Origin of the sequence: Solibacillus sp. FSL K6-1126 (assembly GCF_038003445.1) — a bacterium.
Taxonomy (GTDB): Bacteria; Bacillota; Bacilli; order Bacillales_A; family Planococcaceae; genus Solibacillus; species Solibacillus silvestris.
This window is the reverse complement of the sequence record NZ_JBBOPD010000001.1, coordinates 2239640-2259559: the sequence shown is the minus strand read 5'-3', so window position 1 is coordinate 2259559 and position 19920 is coordinate 2239640. Positions and strand designations below refer to the sequence as shown.

At 39.7% G+C, this 19920-nt stretch carries 25 protein-coding genes; 17 read left to right on the top strand and 8 right to left on the bottom strand.

Annotated elements, in window-relative coordinates; all coding sequences use genetic code 11:
* Positions 1-42: 42 nt before the first annotated feature.
* Entirely contained in the window at positions 43-768 is a 726-nt protein-coding gene (locus MHH44_RS11045) for a TspO/MBR family protein (protein WP_014823755.1), read from the top strand.
* 61 nt (positions 769-829) lie between these two features.
* Here MHH44_RS11045 and MHH44_RS11040 read toward each other — a convergent pair whose 3' ends face one another.
* Both MHH44_RS11040 and MHH44_RS11035 read right to left on the bottom strand, forming a co-directional pair.
* The gene (locus tag MHH44_RS11040) at positions 830-1894 is read right to left on the bottom strand and encodes a copper resistance D family protein (RefSeq protein ID WP_340798576.1); all 1065 of its coding nucleotides are present in this window, start codon (positions 1892-1894) and stop codon (positions 830-832) included.
* Positions 1895-1905: 11 nt separating this feature from the next.
* Positions 1906-2469, bottom strand: coding sequence for a copper resistance CopC family protein (locus MHH44_RS11035; protein ID WP_340798575.1), 564 nt, complete (start codon positions 2467-2469; stop codon positions 1906-1908).
* Between the two features lie 157 nt (positions 2470-2626).
* Between MHH44_RS11035 and MHH44_RS11030 the strand changes: the two genes are divergently transcribed.
* Positions 2627-3376 carry an alpha/beta hydrolase gene (locus tag MHH44_RS11030; RefSeq protein ID WP_340798574.1) on the top strand — a complete coding sequence of 250 codons (750 nt, stop codon included), beginning with the start codon at positions 2627-2629 and terminating at the stop codon, positions 3374-3376.
* Between the two features lie 19 nt (positions 3377-3395).
* Here MHH44_RS11030 and MHH44_RS11025 read toward each other — a convergent pair whose 3' ends face one another.
* On the bottom strand, positions 3396-3779 hold the full coding sequence (locus tag MHH44_RS11025) for an SET domain-containing protein (RefSeq protein WP_008403724.1): 384 nt from the start codon (positions 3777-3779) through the stop codon (positions 3396-3398).
* A gap of 110 nt (positions 3780-3889) precedes the next feature.
* Between MHH44_RS11025 and MHH44_RS11020 the strand changes: the two genes are divergently transcribed.
* Both MHH44_RS11020 and MHH44_RS11015 read left to right on the top strand, forming a co-directional pair.
* Positions 3890-4258, top strand: coding sequence for an SLAP domain-containing protein (locus MHH44_RS11020; protein ID WP_340735144.1), 369 nt, complete (start codon positions 3890-3892; stop codon positions 4256-4258).
* 22 nt (positions 4259-4280) lie between these two features.
* Complete coding sequence (locus tag MHH44_RS11015; RefSeq protein WP_014823759.1) at positions 4281-4499, top strand: hypothetical protein; 219 nt, start codon at positions 4281-4283, stop codon at positions 4497-4499.
* A 60-nt stretch (positions 4500-4559) separates the two neighbouring features.
* Here the strand turns inward: MHH44_RS11015 and MHH44_RS11010 are convergent, their stop codons facing one another.
* Positions 4560-5423 carry an IS3 family transposase gene (locus MHH44_RS11010; RefSeq protein ID WP_340799483.1) on the bottom strand — a complete coding sequence of 288 codons (864 nt, stop codon included), beginning with the start codon at positions 5421-5423 and terminating at the stop codon, positions 4560-4562.
* Entirely contained in the window at positions 5387-5950 is a 564-nt protein-coding gene (locus MHH44_RS11005) for a helix-turn-helix domain-containing protein (protein WP_340797817.1), read from the bottom strand. The genes MHH44_RS11010 and MHH44_RS11005 overlap by 37 nt, the downstream gene beginning before the upstream one ends.
* A 283-nt stretch (positions 5951-6233) precedes the next feature.
* On the opposite strand from MHH44_RS11005, the gene MHH44_RS11000 reads away from it, so the two are divergent.
* From MHH44_RS11000 to MHH44_RS10945, 12 genes are all read left to right on the top strand, one after another.
* Positions 6234-7373: an acyl-CoA dehydrogenase family protein gene (locus MHH44_RS11000; RefSeq protein ID WP_340798573.1), complete on the top strand. Its 1140-nt coding sequence runs from the start codon at positions 6234-6236 to the stop codon at positions 7371-7373.
* 4 nt (positions 7374-7377) lie between these two features.
* Entirely contained in the window at positions 7378-8253 is an 876-nt protein-coding gene (locus tag MHH44_RS10995; protein ID WP_340798572.1) for an ABC transporter ATP-binding protein, read from the top strand.
* A gap of 12 nt (positions 8254-8265) precedes the next feature.
* The gene (locus tag MHH44_RS10990) at positions 8266-9336 is read left to right on the top strand and encodes an ABC transporter substrate-binding protein (protein WP_340798571.1); all 1071 of its coding nucleotides are present in this window, start codon (positions 8266-8268) and stop codon (positions 9334-9336) included.
* A 13-nt stretch (positions 9337-9349) separates the two neighbouring features.
* The gene (locus MHH44_RS10985) at positions 9350-10120 is read left to right on the top strand and encodes an ABC transporter permease (RefSeq protein ID WP_340798570.1); all 771 of its coding nucleotides are present in this window, start codon (positions 9350-9352) and stop codon (positions 10118-10120) included.
* Positions 10117-10470, top strand: coding sequence for a FixH family protein (locus tag MHH44_RS10980; protein ID WP_340798569.1), 354 nt, complete (start codon positions 10117-10119; stop codon positions 10468-10470). Before MHH44_RS10985 ends, MHH44_RS10980 begins: the two co-directional genes overlap by 4 nt.
* Positions 10467-10958, top strand: a complete 492-nt coding sequence (locus MHH44_RS10975; RefSeq protein ID WP_340798568.1) for a redoxin domain-containing protein — start codon at positions 10467-10469, stop codon at positions 10956-10958. The genes MHH44_RS10980 and MHH44_RS10975 overlap by 4 nt, the downstream gene beginning before the upstream one ends.
* Before the next feature lie 15 nt (positions 10959-10973).
* Positions 10974-12272 (top strand): O-acetylhomoserine aminocarboxypropyltransferase/cysteine synthase family protein, encoded by a 1299-nt coding sequence (locus tag MHH44_RS10970; protein WP_339261885.1) that lies wholly within the window; start codon positions 10974-10976, stop codon positions 12270-12272.
* 15 nt (positions 12273-12287) lie between these two features.
* A complete protein-coding gene (locus MHH44_RS10965; protein ID WP_014823767.1) occupies positions 12288-12659 on the top strand; it encodes a hypothetical protein in 372 nt (123 codons plus the stop codon).
* Between the two features lie 12 nt (positions 12660-12671).
* A complete protein-coding gene (locus MHH44_RS10960) occupies positions 12672-13799 on the top strand; it encodes an LLM class flavin-dependent oxidoreductase (protein WP_340798567.1) in 1128 nt (375 codons plus the stop codon).
* Positions 13800-13810: 11 nt separating this feature from the next.
* Positions 13811-15133 carry an LLM class flavin-dependent oxidoreductase gene (locus tag MHH44_RS10955; protein ID WP_340798566.1) on the top strand — a complete coding sequence of 441 codons (1323 nt, stop codon included), beginning with the start codon at positions 13811-13813 and terminating at the stop codon, positions 15131-15133.
* Positions 15134-15145: 12 nt separating this feature from the next.
* Positions 15146-15679 carry an NADPH-dependent FMN reductase gene (gene ssuE / locus MHH44_RS10950; protein WP_065215895.1) on the top strand — a complete coding sequence of 178 codons (534 nt, stop codon included), beginning with the start codon at positions 15146-15148 and terminating at the stop codon, positions 15677-15679.
* A 187-nt stretch (positions 15680-15866) separates the two neighbouring features.
* Complete coding sequence (locus tag MHH44_RS10945) at positions 15867-16760, top strand: 3-hydroxyacyl-CoA dehydrogenase (protein WP_339261877.1); 894 nt, start codon at positions 15867-15869, stop codon at positions 16758-16760.
* 73 nt (positions 16761-16833) lie between these two features.
* On the opposite strand, the gene MHH44_RS10940 is transcribed toward MHH44_RS10945, so the two are convergent.
* Genes MHH44_RS10940 through MHH44_RS10930 form a run of 3 tightly spaced genes read right to left on the bottom strand, consistent with a single transcriptional unit; the run spans position 16834 to position 19293 of the window.
* Positions 16834-17889, bottom strand: a complete 1056-nt coding sequence (locus MHH44_RS10940) for an LLM class flavin-dependent oxidoreductase (RefSeq protein WP_014823772.1) — start codon at positions 17887-17889, stop codon at positions 16834-16836.
* Positions 17890-17901: 12 nt separating this feature from the next.
* Positions 17902-18840, bottom strand: coding sequence for a ring-cleaving dioxygenase (locus MHH44_RS10935; RefSeq protein ID WP_339261875.1), 939 nt, complete (start codon positions 18838-18840; stop codon positions 17902-17904).
* An 18-nt stretch (positions 18841-18858) separates the two neighbouring features.
* Complete coding sequence (locus MHH44_RS10930; protein WP_339261874.1) at positions 18859-19293, bottom strand: MarR family winged helix-turn-helix transcriptional regulator; 435 nt, start codon at positions 19291-19293, stop codon at positions 18859-18861.
* Positions 19294-19432: 139 nt separating this feature from the next.
* Here MHH44_RS10930 and MHH44_RS10925 point away from each other — a divergent pair, with 139 nt between their 5' ends.
* Entirely contained in the window at positions 19433-19867 is a 435-nt protein-coding gene (locus tag MHH44_RS10925) for a DUF4362 domain-containing protein (protein WP_339261872.1), read from the top strand.
* Positions 19868-19920 lie beyond the last annotated feature (53 nt).

Sequence of the window (19920 nt, the reverse complement as noted above, 5' to 3'; positions counted from 1 at the left end):
AAGGGTATAGTTCCCTAATTCTAGAAAAAAGGATGATGAAAAATGGGCTTATATATTACAATGTGGATAGCCATGATCGCTGTAATAGTAGTAAATGTGCTGTCAAATACACTGCCGTTAAACGGGCAAACGGCGTCTGAAATAACAAATCGTCTGGAAGTATTATTTACGCCGGCAGGCTATGTGTTTTCCATTTGGTCGCTAATTTATGGATTGCTTGTTTTATGGCTGATTACTATATACCGCAAAGTGAAAGACAACCGTTTTAAAGGAAAAGTGGGTATTTTATTTATCATCAGCTGTATATTTAATATTGCTTGGCTGTTCAGTTGGCATTATGAACAGTTTATACTGTCCATTATCGTTATGTTCTTTTTGTTATTTACACTGATAGCGATTTACCTGCAGTATAAAAATACAGAAAAAGGTCTTTCAGAGCGTTTTCCGTTTTCATTTTACTTAGCTTGGATATCCGTAGCGACAATTGCTAATGTAAGTTATGTGTTAAAATATCATGGAGTCGATTTGGGGATTTCAGAGGTGGTCGGTTCGCTCGTACTTGTAGGAGTTGCGGTTATTCTCGGTTATTTGGCCGTTGCCATTTCGCAGGATATTTTCTTTCCACTAGTCATCGTTTGGGCTCTAATCGGTATTGCTGTAAAAACAGATAATTCGACAATGCAGTACGGTACAATCGCATTAACGGCGATATTAATTATCGCGGCACTCATTCGCTATGTTCGTATGAAGACGAAAAAGTTCGCATAATGAATAAGGGTTGTAGTATAAGTCGGAACAGACTTGATACTACAACCCTTTATTTTGGACATTATTTGAAAAATACAATCGACATAAAGCCCATGTAAAAACATAGTGTCACCGCAAAAGTCATAGCAGCCGATACAATGACCGGCAACTGTTTAATATAACTTACGATGACAAGACCGATGAACAGTGCAGTCAACAGGAAAAATCCTAAGCCAATACCTGTCATTTGGAAATACCCGCGCATACCGGCTTCAATTGAGCTACGGTAGAACAATTCAAAAAACGGCGAAATTTCCTGTACATAAAAACTAGGTGGCTGTTGCTCACTATACAGTGCGGTAATGAATAAAATCAATATGAGCAAAATCGTTTCAATCCGTACCCATGTACGCGGTTCAAACAATGGCTTGTTCAACTTCAATTTAATGAGCAGACTGTTTGCCAAAATAATAACAGTCAACGGTACGAGCAAAACATGTTTAATGAATAGGAATTGACCATAATTGCTCGACCAGCTTGTCACATAGCCAGGAACAATCGTGTCAGTCATCAGGACACCAGTTAAAGCAACGGCTGTAAAAGCTACGAGCGCTACAGGGGAGAACCATTTTAAAAAGTCTTCCCAGTTGAGTGCATTTTTTGAGAAAAAACTCATCATGAGTAAAATACCGAGCCAAACACTGACAGCAAGAAGGTGAACAAAATCGAGGGCCGATCCGATAAGACCGGTCATCGAGCCTGCGTGACTTATATAGCCAATTGCCGCCATAATGGCGATTAAAATAAAGATTGCCATTATCGCCATAAGCTTCGAAGGTTTTTTCATAAATTGTCCAATTACAATCAGCAAAATAATCGTAAAGCCAACGATCGCCAGCCACGAATGACCAACTTTGAATTTCATAAGCAGCATGCCAACTGATTCAATAAGTCCGAACTGCGGTGTCAAAATAGTCAGCAATTGAATATTCGGTACAAATGTGACAACCGGCAAGATGACCGCGCTAACAATGAGCCACTTTGCAGAAACATCAATTTTCGGACGAACTGTTTCTGGGATACAGTACAAGATAAATGAGCCCATAAGAAGAGCTAAACTAACATAGAGTAAAAATTGACTAAACATGGTCAATGCCATCATTTTACATTTTTCCGTTTAGCAATCGTGAAAATACTTACCATTATAATAAGAAGTAAAAGGGCTCCAACGATATATAGTAATGTATTGTTTGATGATTCTTCCTCATCTGCCGCAGTCGTTTCCGCTACGTTATTTTCTACCGTTTCGTTTACTTCTACTTGCTCTTCATTTTCTTCTGTAACTTTTTCTTCAACCGGTTCTTCTGCTACAGGTGCATCAACCGTAAAGGAGAATTGACCTGACAATGGGTGGCCATCAGCACTAATACTATTCCACTCAACTGTATAGTCATCATTTGGTAATGGGGAATCAAAAGTACCCGTTAAAACACCATCGACTAAATCCATCGATACTGTTTCTATTTCTTCACCGTTACTTGAAATTACTTTAAATGTACTGCCTACTTCAATTTTACCGGTGTATGTAAGTTCGATCGACTGCAATAGTTCTGTTACAACTGCTCCATCCTCAGGGTTAGTCGTGTCTAAATACGTATGTGCTGCTGCGTTCGGTACAAGTATAAATAGCGCAGCAAGAATCGATAATAATATTGTTCTCATATTAATATGATTCTCCTTTCATATGTTTTTTTACTCAATCCATATTGTAGCCGAACAATAAAACATTTGCACTGTTTCCGCTTTTTAAACTTGAGGAAATGTCAGTAAGAGAGAATTGTTATGCTATAATATTGTCACAAATGAAAAGGGGATCAACATGAAACATTTTGTAGAGGATATTTATTTAAATGGACATAAACAGGCCGTTCTGCTTTTACATAGTTTTACGAGCAATTCGAAAGAGATGCACTATGTTGCAAAAATGCTTCATAGTAAAGGATATACAAGCTATGCGCCAAATCTGGCAGGGCACGGAGCATCACCGGAACAATTATTTGCAAGTTCTATGGAGCAGATATGGAAACATAGCAGACAGGCAGTTCAATTTTTAATCGATGAAAAATATGAAGCGATTACGGTAATTGGTCAGTCATTAGGTGGTGTACTAGGCATAAGACTGGCAAATGAATTCCCTGAAGTGAAGGCTTTATGTATTATTTCTTCACCAGTATTGGAACGGCCTGTGGAAGGTTTGGAACAACGCGTCGTCTATTATTCCAAGAGGTATTTACAAAATAGAGGAAGTTCTGAACAGGAACTGCAAGAATTTTTAGACGATCACTTTCCAAGACCTGCCGAAAAACTGATTGCACTGCAGCAGTTTATCGTTGAAACAGGCAAACAGCTTCATTTACTGAAACAGCCGCTTTTCTTGGCAAAAGGTATGCTGGACGAACCGGTTTTCCACCAAAGCATTGATATGATTGAAAAGACTGCAATTAGCAAATTTATTTCGAAAAAAAAATACGACAACAGCGGCCATCTTATTACATTAGGAAAAGAACGCCAATTACTGACGGAAGATATCATTCGATTTATCGAGGGAATAGAAAAAGGAACTGTCTAATTTTAGACAGCTCCCCGTGTTATTCTTCTTCGCTGTTAAACCATAACGGGTCATTATCATCAACATCGCCATTATAATTAATAAAAATTTCTTCGCCTGCTTCAATATCTTTATAGGCAAAGAAATCAAATGTTTCGTTGTCGAAATTGATTTCATATGTGGCATTCGGCTCATACGAATGGTTAAATAGCATCCCGTAGCCTAATAGGATTGCAGAGCGTCCAATGCCAAATTCAAACGCATAATCCGCAAGATTCGTTTTTTCAATATGTTCATGCTGCTCATTTGGATAGCTTAGTACCGGTGCTTGGTGGAATAACGTTCCTTCAGGAATTGCGTTAATCGCAAAAATACCGCGATTATATTCCCCTTCACTTATCGGGGAATTCTTTACTTCGATCATATTTTTCGCCTTCTAACTTTTAAGATTCTTTCCTACTGTAACATGTATTATAGAAGAAAGGTTGTTTAATTACTTATTTACGTAAATAATTTATTGGAAGGATGAAGTTCATGCAAAAACTGCAATATGAACCCGCCTGGGATAAAGCGATTTCAGCTCAGGATCGATTATTAATAGATCAAGTTTTTCAACAAACTAAAGAACAGGACAAGAGAATTTCCTGTTGCCTTATACGAACGGCTATTAATCATAAACAACAAAAGCTCATCATTACACTTATTCACAACCGAACAGATCAACAATTGAAATTCCGAAATACGGAAATAAGTATTATAACAGAAACGGAGAAAATTACTCAAAATTTTACAATTGATGCACTCCAAATTCCTCCTTTTTGTTCAATGCCATGGACGTTTATTTTCGACGAAAGTATTGATTTTCAATTCACAGAAATAAAACAGATAGATATTGAAATATAATGGGATTGAGGTGAAGGAATCGATGCATGAAATGAATGCAGGAATTTGGCTCACATTCGTAACCCCTATCTTTTTAGTCAGTGCATTTTATTTTACACTGTCATTTTTACTACATTTGAAAAGCGACAATATTCGTTTAATGACACAATCGAAGTGGGGAGCAGTCATCTCACTGGCGATTGCTTTAATTGTGCCGGCGATCTATCAAATCGTTGTTTATTATCAAGTCATGAGTTATTAAAAATGTAAAACCAAAAGACCGCTATGTAAAGGTAGTGACCCCTTAAAGTTAGAGTTTTTATTATGCAGCTAATTGGCTGGTATGAGTTCGGTATTTTACCGGGCTCATGCCGGCCAGTTTTTGTTTAATTCGATCATTATTGTAATAACTGATGTACTTCACAATTTTCTTCTGTAACGCTTCATAGGAAATCAATACTTCCCCATAATACATTTCTTGTTTGAGTATGCCAAAGAAGTTCTCCATGGCCGCATTGTCTGCACATGTTGCTTTACGAGACATGCTTTGGAAAATCTTGTTTCTCTTTAATGTTTTCACCCATTTGTTATGTTGATAATGCCACCCCTGATCCGAATGAATCGTTGTTCGATAATTCGCCTGCTCATGAATAATCGGAAGTGTTTGGTCAAGTGCCTCCATTACGAAATCGAGTGTAGGGCGTTTCGACATACTGAAACCGAGTATTTCACCGTTGAATAAATCCATGATGGGACTTAGATACAATTTTTCATCATCTGTACACTTAAATTCGGTTATGTCTGTTACTAATTTTTGAAGGGCATTTGGTGTGATAAAACGTCTGTTTAATCGATTCTTTGCGACCTTACCCACAGTTCCTTTATAAGATTTATAACGAGATTTACGCCCGAATTTCTCACATTTCAAATTCATTTCATTCATGATTCGCTGTACTTTTTTATGGTTGATTATGTGTCCTTCTGCCTTTAATTCTGCGTGAATTCGGCGATAGCCATATCGACCCTCATGTTTCTCAAACGTCTCTAAAATCAATGTTTTCCATGCTTTATCCGGATCTTCCTGATTCATTTGTTTGATATGATAATGATACGTTGCTTCTGGAATGTCCACTCGTTTTAAAATATCTATCAATCGGAATCCTTCTTCTTTGAGTCCAAAGGTAATCGCTGCTTGTGCTTTTCGAGAAAGGCATCCGGATTCTCTCGAAAAGCCTTCAACTTTTTTAAATACGCAACCTCCAAACGAAGCAGTTCATTTTCGCGCTCTAACTGTTCCTCACGTGACAGTTCTTTTTCTTGCTTCTTTTGTGTAGTTTTTGATTTTTTAGACATAGATGGGCGCCCCTTTGCTTTTTCTTGCAGGCCCTCTATCCCTTCTTTTAAAAATTTACTGTACCAATTTGCGATTAAACTTGGATTATTCATATTAAATTGAATCGCTGTATCTAGATAAGAAGCACCTGTTTGTTTCATAAAGTTTAATATATCTAATTTAAATTGAACAGAATAAAACTGCTTCTTTTTCTTAATCGATAGGCTACCTTGACCAAATTCTTTAAAAGCACGCACCCAACGTCTTACTTGAGATTCTTCAGCGACGCCATGTTTCCTAGCTGTTACTCGATAACTTAATGAACTACTCAGGTAGTCTTTAACCACCATCAATTTGAATTCTTCGCTATATTTAACCATAGAAAAACACCCCAAAAGTTAGTTTTTTAACTCTAACTTTTGGGGTGCAGCACCAAATAGCGGTTTTTTCTTCTTATAACCTCGAATTCATCTTTAAATCACATTATTAATTTCTAAATAAATACAAATAAATATGCTTTTTTACGTTAATCCGCTAAAAGCATACTATTCCAGTATGAATTGTTTAAATTAGCTATTGACTTTAAATACATGCATCTGTAAACTAACGAATTAAGAATACTGAATTGCAAGAAAATTCTATAACTAGTAAAGGAGAGGTGTTATGGGAGCAGTTGCACATATTGATGAAATCGCTGAAAAGCTTGCCGAACAGTTTAAACAGACAGCCGTAGTGAGGGATAAAATCGGAGGCAATGCTAAAAAAGAGCGGGATTTAATACGAGAAAGCGGACTTTTAAAACTTTTAATTCCGACAGAATACGGTGGTTTAGGTGGGAATTGGCATGATGTGTTTCAAGTTGTCCGAACGATTGCACGTGCGGATAGTTCACTTGCACATGTTTTAGGCTATCATTTTATCAATCTCGTTACACCGCATTTATGCGGGTCACAAGAGCAAAAGGAATTTTATTACCGTGAAACAGCCAAACATAATTATTTTTGGGGGAATGCATTCAACCCGGTGGCTATTCAACTAAAGGCTAAAAAAACAACAACAGGCTATTTGTTAAACGGCGTAAAAACGTTCTGTTCTGGTAGTGTCGATTCAGATGTATTATTAGTATCGGCGTTAGTGGAAGGGCAGGATGAGCCATTATTGGTCGTTATTCCTAGTAAACGGATAGGTGTAGATATAAAAGGCGATTGGGACAATATGGGGCAACGCCAGACAGACAGTGGAACGATTCTTTTCAACGATGTTGAAGTACATGATGAAGAAGTGTTGCAGCAAGGCTTTTACGCAAGCGAGTTTTCACAGCTACGTCTGAATATCGCTACATTTATTTTAAACCATGTTTATTTAGGGATTTCAGAAGGTGCTCTTCAATCAGCGCTTACATATACAAGAGAACAAACAAGACCGCGTGCTATTACACAGACATCGGCGATTGAAGATTCAATTATCCAGCATCATTACGGCCAGTTTTACGTACAGGTTGAAGCTGCAAATCTGGTTGTGAAAAAAGCGGATCAATTATTACAGGAGCTTTGGGATCAACCCGGAATAATTACATCGGAGCATCGCAGTAATTTGGATGATGCACTGCAAACAGCGAAAATCTTCACAACGCAAGTAGGGCTCGATATTACATCAAAAATTTTCGAAGTGATGGGTAGCCGCGCTACTGCAAGTCACTATGGGTTTGACCGCTATTGGCGGAATTTAAGGACGATGACATTGCATGTTCCGGTTGATACTTCGATCCAATCATTAGGTAGAAAATTTCTGTTAGGAGAGTGAGTACATGGTTCAATTATTGGAACGTCCAGTGCCACAACAAAACCCTATATCTACGGAAGAGAGTACCGAGTACAAAACGAAGATTAAAGTCCAGAATATCGATTTCAGTTATGATGCGACGACAAAAATTCTGAACAATATTCAGCTTGAAGTAAAAGAAGGCGAGTTTCTCGTATTTATGGGACCTTCCGGATGTGGGAAAAGTACATTGCTTCGAATGATGGCAGGGCTTGAACCATTTTCAAATGGCAATATCGAAATAAACGGTAAATCCGTGAAGGAAACGCACCCTGATTGTGGTGTCGTATTCCAGGATTATTCCTTATTCCCATGGCTGACGGCACAGGCGAATGTCATGCTTGCACTAAAACAGCGAAATAAAAAAATGCCGAAAAAAGAACTGGCAAATATCGCAGAGCAATATTTGACACTTGTCCATTTAGGGCACGCCGTAAAAAAATATCCTGGTCAAATGTCCGGTGGTATGAAACAGCGTGCAGCGATTGCACGGGCATTAAGCTACGGTTCGGATTTACTGCTGATGGATGAACCTTTTGGCGCTTTGGATCCTGTCACGCGTATTCAACTGCAGGATCTGCTTGTTCAAATTAGTGCCGAACAAAAACGTACAGTCGTATTTGTTACACATGATGTTGACGAAGCCATTTATTTGGCGGACCGGATTGTCATCTTTGCTCCCGGGAAAAACGGGGCGGTGACGAAAAGCATCCAAGTACCGATTGAGAAAAAAGGGACGGATCGTCAAAAACTATATGAAAACAAGGAGTTCCGTGCATTTCGTGAATCCCTTTTAAACGAGATGAACGAACAGATCGTCAATAGTTTAAAAACAGAAATAGCAGATGGAGCAGGAATATAGGAGGATCGTTAAATGAAAAAAACAAATCAGAAATGGATCGCTTCATTCGCTTTAACAGTAGGTTTACTCGCTGCATGCGGAGATGATGAACAAATTTCAAAAGGAGCAGCCTCTGACGATTATGAAATCACGGTTGGTTTAAGTCAGTCTGCAGGTGGAACACTTGTCGACATTGCTCATCAGGAAGGCTATTTTGAAGAAGAACATATTTCGGTCAATCGTGTTGGCTTTGCAAACTCGGCAGACGGACTGAATGCACTCCAGGCGGGGAAAATTGATGTCGGATTAACATTCGGTACAGCTGGCCCCTTAACGTTTATCGCAAACGGCTCGGATTTCTCCATTATCGGAGGCCATTTGGAGGGCGGACACCCGATTTTAACGAAAAAGGAAAACGCGGGGCAATATACTTCACTTGAAAGCTATAAAGGAAAAAAAGTTGGAACGATCAGGATCTTTACATCGGATATTGTTTTCCGTTCTGCGCTTGAAGATGCAGGTATCGACTGGAAAAAAGATCTGGAAATTGTTGAATTCAAAACAGGTAGTATGCTACTTGAAGCTGTAGCATCAGGAAAAGTGGACGTTGCAGTATCAGCAAACTCATTCTACGCACAGGCTGTTGATATGGGTCTTGAAGCAGTTGCATGGAGCAATGATTTACAGGAAGGGCATGTATGCTGCCGTGTTGTAACACGCTCGGAACTGTTGGCGGATGAAGATGGTGAAGCATATAAACGTTTCTTAAAAGCGCTTATTCGCGCGGAGCGTAAAAAAATTGAAGACCCGCATTCAGCAGTAACTGCAGCGAAAGAATATATGAAAGTCGATGATAAAGTAATTAATACGATTGTAAACGACAGCCACTCGAACTATTCTTCTGATCCAAGCAGAGAGAAAGTAGTTCAAATGTGGGGGCAGATGAAAGAAATCGGTTATGTTGAAAATGTGGATGATATTGATGTAAACGAGTATGTAAATATCGATCTATACGAAAAAGCATTAAATGAGCTAATCGAACAATATCCGGATGATGCTTATTACAAAGATCAGCTCGTTCGATTTAATGAACAAAACATTTAAGGGGTGGGATGGAATGCTCACATTTTTTAAACGCTATAATCTTACTATTTTTATAGGAATTATATTTATTGTCGTCTGGGCACTTGTCACAAAATATGCGACATGGATTAACCCGGTTATATTCCCGCAGCCGCTAACGGTCATTGAATCCTTTTTCGCAAAAATAGGGGAGCTTGTAACTGGTGTAGTAAGCTCGATGAAATTGCTGATTCCTGGATTTTTCGGAGCATTGGTGACAGGTATTGTAGGCGGTCTGTTTTTCGGATTGAACAAACGGTCACGTGAAATATTAATGCCTTATTTTCATGCACTAAGTCCGATTCCGCCAACGCTGTTCATACCATATGTCATTGCAATTTTACCGACTTTCCAAACAGCTTCGATGTCTCTTATTTTTATCGGCGCATTTTGGCCAGTATTTTTAGGGACGATTCAGGGCGTCCTGCTGATTGAAAAGCATTATCTTGACAATGCGAAATCTCTTGGTTTAAAAGGACCGACGTTTTTGCTGAAAGTCGTGTTGCCCGCAAGTGCACCCCATATTTTAAGTGGTGCGAGTACATCACTTGGTATGAGCTTCTTGATTTTAACGATCGCCGAAATGTTCGGTGCTTCATCAGGAATGGGCTTTTTCATCCAGTATTACAGTGACTTCTCACAATATCATTACGTGCTGGCAGGCATTATTTTTAACAGTATTATTATTGTCGCTATCATGATTGCATTTGAAAAATTAAAAAAACGCCTGCTGTTCTGGACAAATTTAAAGGCTGATGGTAAATGAAAAGACTTTTACTTACAGTGCTACTGCTTACCGGATGTAGTGCACAAGCAAATGAAACGCTCGATGTAACATTAAATGCCAGTAAATCTGAGCTCGAAGCATTCGAACCTGTAACGATCACAGCAACCGTAACGTACAACGGTAAACCAATTCAAAACGATGTGGAAATTGAATTCGAACTGATCAATCCAACCGGCAATGCCATTGGTTCCGTGACTCCAGATACTAGCGGGGATGGTAAGTATGCGATTGAAACGAGCTTTGACGGTACCGGTATTTATAAAGTAATTTCCCATGTCAGCTATGGCCAACTACATGAAATGCCTGAAATCGAGGTGAAGCTAAAATGAAAAAATGGATTCAGCTTTTATTATTTTCTGTACTAATTGTCGCACTAAGCTACGCCATTATTTCAAATGCTTCCAAACAGAAGGCCGAAGCAAAATCCGAAGATATTGTACTTCAAACTTCTTCCGGGGAGCAATTGGCTCTTCCAAATGAAGGAAGTTACATCGTCAACTTCTGGGCAACCTACTGCCCCCCTTGTGAACGGGAAATGCCCTCGTTCAAAGCGGCGTATGAAATACTTCAGTCACATACCATTGAGCTTTATGCAGTCAATGTGGAAGAACCGACAAGGCTGGTCAATCAATACTTAACGAAATTTGATTTGCCGTTTCCGATTCTGTTAGACCGTCAAGGGCAGCTGAAAGAAAGCTATGAAATTTTAACATTGCCGACGACGTTATTTTTGCAAGATGGAAAAGTTGTACACACCGTAAAAGGTGAACTGACAGAACAGGAATTGCTTACACTTACTCAAAAATTTCTTTATTAAAGGAGAATCTTTCATATGACATTTTTAAATCAGGAAACAATCGCTCTCCATACAGGTCAAACAGTTGATCCGGTAACACGCTCCCGTGCAGTTCCGCTGTATCAGACAACTTCATATGTATTTGATGACACGGAACACGCAGCAAACTTGTTTAAATTACAGGAAAGCGGCTATTTATATTCGCGAAATGCCAACCCGACAAATGCTGTATTTGAAGAGCGTCTTGCTGCATTGGAGGGTGGTGTCGGTGGATTTGCGGTCGCTTCCGGACAGGCGGCAATCTTAATTGCTGTACTGACTGTCGCACAGGCAGGAGATGAGATTGTAGCAACGAATGCCCTTTATGGCGGGACGTATACATTGTTCTCTAAAACATTGCCTCGCTTCGGTGTTACAGTACGCTTTGTCGAAGGATCTGACTTACAGGAAGTTGAAGCAGCAATCAATGATAAAACACGCGCCGTATTCACTGAAACAATCGGCAATCCGAGCTTGCAAATTGCAGATATTGAAGGATTGGCACAAGTAGCCCATCGTCAAGACGTCCCGCTTATTGTTGATAATACATTTGCGACACCTTACTTATCAAAGCCGATTGAATTTGGAGCAGATATTGTTGTGCATTCCACAACAAAATTTATCGGCGGTCACGGAACTTCGCTAGGTGGTGCAATTATTGACGGCGGTAAATTTGAGTGGAAAGCGCCTCGATTCACAAGCTTCGTTGAACCGAATGAATTAATCGGCAACCGTTCGTTTGTAGAAGCCGCTGGAGAAAAAGCATTTATTACGAAAGCACGCTTCGAGCTAGGGCATGATTTAGGTGCCACATTATCACCGTTCAATGCTTGGCTTTTCATTCAAGGTCTTGAATCACTGGCAGTTCGCGTTCGTCAGCATGTTGTAAACGCACAGGCAGTTGCTGAATATTTAGCGGAGCATGATTTAGTGGAATGGGTAAATTATCCGACACTACCTGGCAATGATCCAAACAATTTGGTAGAGAAGTATTTACCAAAAGGGGCAGGGTCGATTTTCAGCTTTGGTATCAAAGGCGGACTAGAGGCAGCGAAGGCATTTATTAATAATGTTCAGCTACTTTCACATGTTGCCAATGTCGGCGACTCGAAGTCACTTGTCATCCATCCGGCAAGCACATCGCATTCACGACTATCAACTGAACAGCAGTTGGCGAGTGGTGTAACACCTGGTCTGATCCGTTTATCTATTGGTCTGGAAGATATTGAAGATATTAAAAACGACTTGGCACAAAGCTTGCAGAAAGCTGCCGAAGTTGCTCAAATAACAAAATAACAGGGGGATTTTAAAATGGCGATTGCAGTTGTAGTAAATGATGAAGGTATTGTAACACCGATTGTGGAAGGAACAATTTTACGTATTATTCAGCAGGACCATTCTGTAGAAGATTTGCGTAATCCGGCACTTGATTTAACAGAAGGACGCCGTGGCGCAACATTACGTAAAGCAATTGAACTGGGAGCGACAACTTTTGTTGCACCACCTGAAACTTTCTGCGAATTATCTTACAAAAAAGCACAGGAAGAGCAAATTTCATTTATTAACATTCCGGCAAATCAATCTTTTGCACAGGTAGCAGAGCAGTTAAAATCAGGCACAATTCAACAATCCAACGAATTACCGGCTGATGAAGTAGTAGCAAGTGCACCGGTTACAAAATAAGGAGGAATTAAAATGACAAAAGTAGAGTTTATTACAATGGCGCCAACTTCTGGCGATAGTGAATATGTAGGGAACCAAACGTCAAATAAAGGTGCACAAACATGGTCAGGTGTCGGCGTTGATTCTGATCGTGAACCTTCTGTGGAGTATATTACAAAAGTTGCACAGGCAGCTGAAAAAGCAGGCTTTTCAACATTACTGTTACCGATTGGCGGAAGCTGTGTTGATTCATTGGTTGCTGCTTCGCATTTGACGGCACATACGAAGACATTGAATTACCTGATTGCAGTTCGACCTGGTTCTACTGCGCCTACACAACTGGCAAAACAGTATTCATCAGTCAATTACTGGACGAATAACCGTGTATTTGTCAATGTCGTAACAGGCGGTGCACCAAAAGAACTTGAGAATGACGGGGATTTCTTATCTCATACAGATCGTTACAAGCGTACACGTGAGTATATTGAAATTTTAAAACGCCTGTTTAACGGGGAAACGTTTGATTATAATGGCGAGTTTTACACATTAAAAGGAGCGAACTTACCATTGCCTGTTAAAAATGCGCCACCAATTTTCTTCGGTGGTTCATCACCAATTGCAAAAGAAGTTGCAACAGATGTGGCTGACGTATATATGCTTTGGGGTGAAACATTGGAAACGACAAAACAAGAGCTTGATTCGGTTGTTAAACTGGCAAAAGAAAAAAATCGCGATCTTTCTTACAGTGTTTCATTCCAGGTTGTTTTAGGTGAAACAGAAGAAGCTGCGTTTGAAAATGCAAACAAAATTATTAGCCAAGTCGACCCTGAAGTATTGGAAGCAAAACATGCTAATACAGTTAGCAACGGAGCAGTAGGTGTGAGCCGCCTTCATCAGTTAATGCTTGAGTCTAAAGACAATAATTTTGTGATTGCCCCGAATATTTGGGCAGGGTTAACGCAAGTTTTATCAGGCAATTCGATTGCGCTGGTCGGGACACCACAGCAAGTAGCTGAGCGGATTGTGGAGTTTGTCGATTTAGGTTTTGATAAAGTACTGCTGCGTGGTTTCCCTCATTTGGAGGTCATTGAAGAGATTGGTAAAAAGGTCATTCCACTAGTTCATGAAATATTAGCTAAACGCGAAGAACAGTTAGTATAGGAGGTACGCAAATGACAAAAAAACAAATGAAATTAGGCGTATTTTTAATGGGTACAGGGCATCACATCGCTTCATGGCGTCATCCGGATGCACAGGCTGACGCAAGTGAGAATGTAGAATTTTTTAAAGAAGTTGCTGTCAAAGCCGAGCAAGGTAAATTAGATATGCTGTTTTTAAGTGATGGTTTATCATTTAATGAACTTTCACACCCGGCAGAGCAAGTTCGCTTTGAACCACTTACATTACTAAGTGTTTTATCCACGGTGACTAAAAATATCGGTTTAACCGCTACTGCTTCAACTACGTACAATGAGCCATTTCACATTGCACGTAAGTTTTCATCGCTTGACCATTTAAGCGGGGGGCGTGCTGCATGGAATATTGTAACAAGTTACTATTCAGCAGAAGCGAGCAACTTTAACAAGGACCAGCATTTGGATCATTCTCTGCGTTATGATCGGGCAGACGAATTTGTGGAAGTAGTAAAAGGTCTATGGGATTCTTATGAAGATGATGCATTGGCACGTAATAAACAGACAGGTGAATATATTACAAAAGGGAAGCTGCACACGTTAAACCATAAAGGTGAATATTACGCAGTTCGTGGTCCGTTAAATTCATCGCGTCCACCTCAAGGAAGACCGGTTTTAGTACAGGCAGGATCATCGGAAGCCGGTACCACACTTGCGGCACAGCAAGCAGATGTTATTTTTACTGCACAGCAGACGCTTGGAGATGCACGACAATTTTATAAAATACTGAAAGATAAGGCAGTTGCTGCAGGACGTGACCGCGATGATATCAAAATCATGCCGGGCGTGTCAATTTATGTAGCGGAAACGAAAGAAAAAGCTTATGCCAAATATGAAGAACTGCAACAGTTAATTACCCCGGAAATAGGCTTGGACTTTTTAGCAGACTACTTAGGGGTGGATCTGTCGAAATATGACCTGGATGGCCCATTGCCGAAAGATATCCCTCCGACAAATGGTAACCGCAGCCGTCAGAAGCTGATCATCGAACTGGCGGAACGTGAAAACCTGACAATTCGTGAATTGTATTTGCGTATCGCCGGATCACGCGGTCATCGCATTATATTCGGTTCGCCAAGTGAAATAGCCGATCAGTTAATTGAGTGGGTAGATCAGGAAGCGGCAGATGGCTTTAACTTAATGCCTCCGTATTTCCCGGGCGGCTTTACCGATTTTATTGATTTAGTCATTCCTGAGCTTCAAAAGCGCGGGGTATTCCGTAAAGAATATGAAGGCAAAACGCTACGTGAAAACTTAGGCTTAAAACAAGTTCCATCCCGTTATACTTTACAAAATATTTAGGAGGATTGAATCATGACAAAAGCAGTTTTAATTAATGGTGGAAACAGTGTGACATCCCGATTAACAGGCGTACAGCAATCGATTGAATCATTGCTTGAGCAGTATGGTATTTCGCATGAAACAATTCAGGTTCATCAATTGCCTGCGGAAGATTTAATTACTGCGAACTATGCGAGTGAAACGATTGCAAAAGAAATTGTCAAAGTAGGGGAGGCTGATATCGTATTTTTCCTCACACCGATTTATAAAGGCTCCTATACTGGTATTTTAAAAACATTTATTGATTTGCTGCCGCAAAAAGGCCTGGAAAACAAAGCAGTCGTACCAGTTGCAATCGGCGGATCGATCGCACATTTATTGGCATTGGAATATTCATTGAAGCCGGTACTTTCTATTTTAGGAGCGACAACAATTTCAACTCCAATTTATATCGTTGATTCACAAGTAACAAAAACGGACACTGGCTTTATAGTGGAAGAAGCAGCAAAAGAACGTATCGAAAAGGTATGGGAAAGTGTTGCAACTAAAAGTAAAGTAACTGTATAATTTGAAACCCGCGAAGGAGTCATTCCCTTCGCGGGTTTTTTATTGAATGAATGTCTCTGACTAATTGTCAATATATGAAGTAATCCTTTTCATTTTCTGTAAATATGGGAATACTCTCAATGGATTTCGTTCATTTTAAATGGAACAGGTTAAAAGTAATTGAGCTTATTACAAAGGAGAGGTCCATATGAATTATAAAAAGGTTACAATTGCGGGCAGCGGTGTATTAGGAAGCCAAATCGCTTTCCAGTCTGCATTTTTCGGATTTGAAGTAAGTGTTTATGATATTAATGAAGACGCAATTACTAAAGCAAAACAGCGGATGGCAACATTAAAAACAACATATGGCAAATATTTTCAAGACGTTGACCGTGCAGAAAAAGCATCTAACAGTCTTAAGTTTTACTCCGATTTAGGAGAGGCGACAAAAGATGCAGATCTTGTTATTGAAGCAGTGCCGGAACGTATAGAGATCAAACAGAACTTTTATGAAAAGCTCGGGAAAGTGGCACCTGAAAAAACAGTCTTTGCTTCCAATTCCTCAACATTATTACCGAGTCAATTTGCTGAGTTTACTGGCCGTCCGGAAAAGTTCCTGGCCCTGCATTTTGCGAACTCGATTTGGCAAAACAATACTGCGGAAGTAATGGGGCATCCCGGAACAGATAGGCAGTATGTGGAACAAGTGGCAGATTTCGCACGGAATATCGGTATGATTCCGTTTGTACTGAAAAAAGAGCAGCCAGGCTACATTCTTAATTCTTTATTAGTACCGTTTTTATCTGCTGCAATGGAACTTTGGGTGAAAGATATAGCAGATCCCCAAACGATAGATAAAAACTGGATGGTTTCAACTGGCTCGCCACGCGGACCATTTGCAATATATGATATTGTAGGAATGGAAACACCATATAACTTAAACTTAATGCGTGCAGAACACGATCCTGGAGCTAAATTAGTAGCTGAAAAAATTAAATGTGAAATGATCGATCAAGGTAAAATGGGTGTTTCAACAGGCGAAGGCTTCTACAAATACCCGAATCCGGCCTACATGGATCCTGACTTTTTAAAATCGAATTAATGTATAGTGAAAAATATCCACTTTTCTCCGAGAGAAAAGTGGATATTTTGGATTATGAGTCAACCGCTTCATTTTATTTCGCAGTATACTTTTTAATCGCAGGGATGATCTCGTTACCGATCAGTTCAATATTTTTCATTACTTTATCAAACGGCACACCGCCAAAATCGATTTGGGCCATGAAACGCTGCATGCCGAACAATTCATATTGGTACAGTATCTTTTCAATAATTTGGTTCGGACTACCTACCATGAGTGCATCTTCCACTTGAGGTGCCTGTTCCACTTGCCAGCGCGGATAGCCTTGACCGCGAATTGCCTGGAAACCACCGCTTAAATGCGGGTGCATCCCGTCAACCGCTTCTTTTTCCGTTTCCGCAACATAAAACAAACTCGTCGTTGCAATCGGTAAAGATGCAGCATCAAATCCGTTGCGATCTGCGGCTTCACGGTATGCATCAACAGAAGCTTTAAAGTTAATTGAAGGTCCGCCTAATGTTGTCAGCATCATTGGAATTCCCATATAGCCAGCTTTAATCGCACTTCCGGGAGGTCCGCCAACAGCACGCCAAATCGGAATCGAGCCATTTAAAGGTTGAGGTAAAATATGTGCATCTTTTAAAGCAGGACGGAATTTTCCGTTATAGTTAACAACCGTATTATCATTTAACTGTTTAAGCAAAGCGAGCTTTTCCTCAAAAATTTCTTCGTAGTCACGCAGACTAACCCCGAACAGCTCATGTGCGCCAACCCTTGAGCCGCGTCCTGCAACAATTTCTGCACGGCCATTTGAAAGTAAATCGATTGTCGCAAAATCCTCGTAAACACGAACTGGATCCGCCACACTTAATACCGTCGCAGAGCTTGTCAGTTTGATGCTTTTTGTTGCCTGGGCGATCGCACCAAGTACGACTGTATGCGCCTGTGTTGTAAAATATTGCTGATGACTTTCACCGACTGCAAATACTTCGATGCCTGCTTGTTCTGCTAATTGACTTGCTTCGATAATTTCCTGAATTCGCTGCTGTGCAGAAATGCGTGAACCAGTTAAAGGATTCGGAATGTGGTCACCTAATGTATAAAGACCAAATTCCATCCCGTTTTTTTCATTGATTCGATATTGTTCCATTTCAATGCCTCCTTATAAAATTGGCTTTAATTTTGCTGTAATTTCCGCACGCTGAGGTTCTAAAAAATCCGGTAAATCCAATTGTTCCCCGAGCGACTCCACATCGCCGTCGCGTAAAAAGCCTGGTCCATCTGTCGCAATCTCAATTAAAATCCCGTTCGACTCACGGAAATATAAGCTTTTAAAATAGAATCGGTCAACAATGCCGGATGAGATAAATCCTCGCGCTTTTACTTGTTCATCCCAAAACGCCAATTCTTCATCATTTTTTACTCGGATGGCTAAATGGTGAATACTGCCGCGACCAGGTTTTTCCGATGGTCCATCCTGTTCAATAATGTAAATTTCCCCAAACATTTCACCATTGATTGATTGGAGAATGGCAGTCGTTTCATCCTGTGTTTTCAATTCATAGCCAAAAATTTCAGTTAATGTTCGAATCAGTTTCCCTTTATTTTTCACAGTTATTTCAACAGTACCCATTCCTTGGATTTGATGTTCAACCGGAATCGGGGATTTTTCATACGTTTCCCAATGTGCCACCTTTGTATTGGGTGCAGCTATAAGTGCCAAACGCAAACCTTCCTCATCTTCAAAAAGGAGGGAAGGACGGTTCGCATAAGTTGTAATACCATCATTTATTACACCTAATTCATCCAATCGAGTTACCCAATAGTGCAGGCTGTCAACACTTGGTACAATCAGACCGATTTTTGTAATGGCATTTGTGCCTCGGTGCGTCCGCCCGACTAAAGGAATCTCAAAAAATGAAAGCTCTGTACCCGGACTGCCTGTTTTATCACCATAAAAGAGATGGTACATTGATGTGTCATCCTGATTAACTGTCACTTTAACACGGCGTAATCCTAAAATATCACGGTAAAATTTGTTGTTTTGCTGTGCATTCTTCGTAATCATCGAAATATGATGATGTCCTGGAATTGTATACATTGTTCATTCCTCCAATTATTATTTACTGCGCTTTTCGCTATTTTTTTGGACACGAGAGATTAATTTATATAGGGTTTTTTGCTCTTCCTTCGTTAATGTTTCATCGAAAAAAGAGGTCTGGAAGGCGAGTTGGGCGTCATACGCATTGTTTAAAAGTTCAGTACCTTTTTCAGTTAATGAAATATATTTTGTTTTCCAGTTTTGCTGTCTAATAATCAGTTGTTCTTGCTCAAGTCGTGCCAGCATACGGGAAATTCCACCTTGTGTTACTGTCACTTTTTGTGCAAGTTCCGATTGGGGAATCGGTTCAAATAAAGAGATTTGCATTAGGACATCGAATTTCGCCGTAGTTAAATCAAATTGCTTTAAAAATTCATTCGAAAGGGTATTACTTTCATGGGTAAAGCGCATCATTCGCAGCCAAATGAGAGAGCCTAATGTATTACTTTTCATCTGTACACGTCCTTTCTTAGTTATCACTTTACTACTCAACTGACAAAATGACAAGAATAATATCTCGGATTCGAAATAAAATATTACTGTAACTATTTTCCTTTTTTAACGTCAACTTTAGAAAGGGGATGAAGGATGAATGAAAAAAATACTTGTATTTAGTTTGTTGCTACTTTTAGCTGGTTGTAATGATAACGTGCAGCATTTCGAAACAATGGAACGGGCGCAAATCGAATCTATAGATAATGATCGAGTGATTGATCAACATGGACAGCTTGAGAATTCGGATTTATTCCATCAGTTTTTGAAGGATGTTAAAGATAAGGAACAAAAGACACTTAAAGTAACTCGCTATACAATCGAGGGTGCACCAATTTATTGGGCTGTAAAATTTAATGGCGAGCATTTTAACATTGAAATTGATAACAGGGAAGACGAATGGGGAAGTAAAAATATTGAAAACTATCAATGTGATAAATTAGCGGAGGAAGTAACCGGTTCATTAACAGATTATAACTTTACGTCTTGTGACGGCGGCTTTGAAATCAATTTATTATCGGTAATTAACGAATAAGCGACATTATAAAAGGCCGATAAAATCTACTTTAAGAGATTTTACCGACCAGT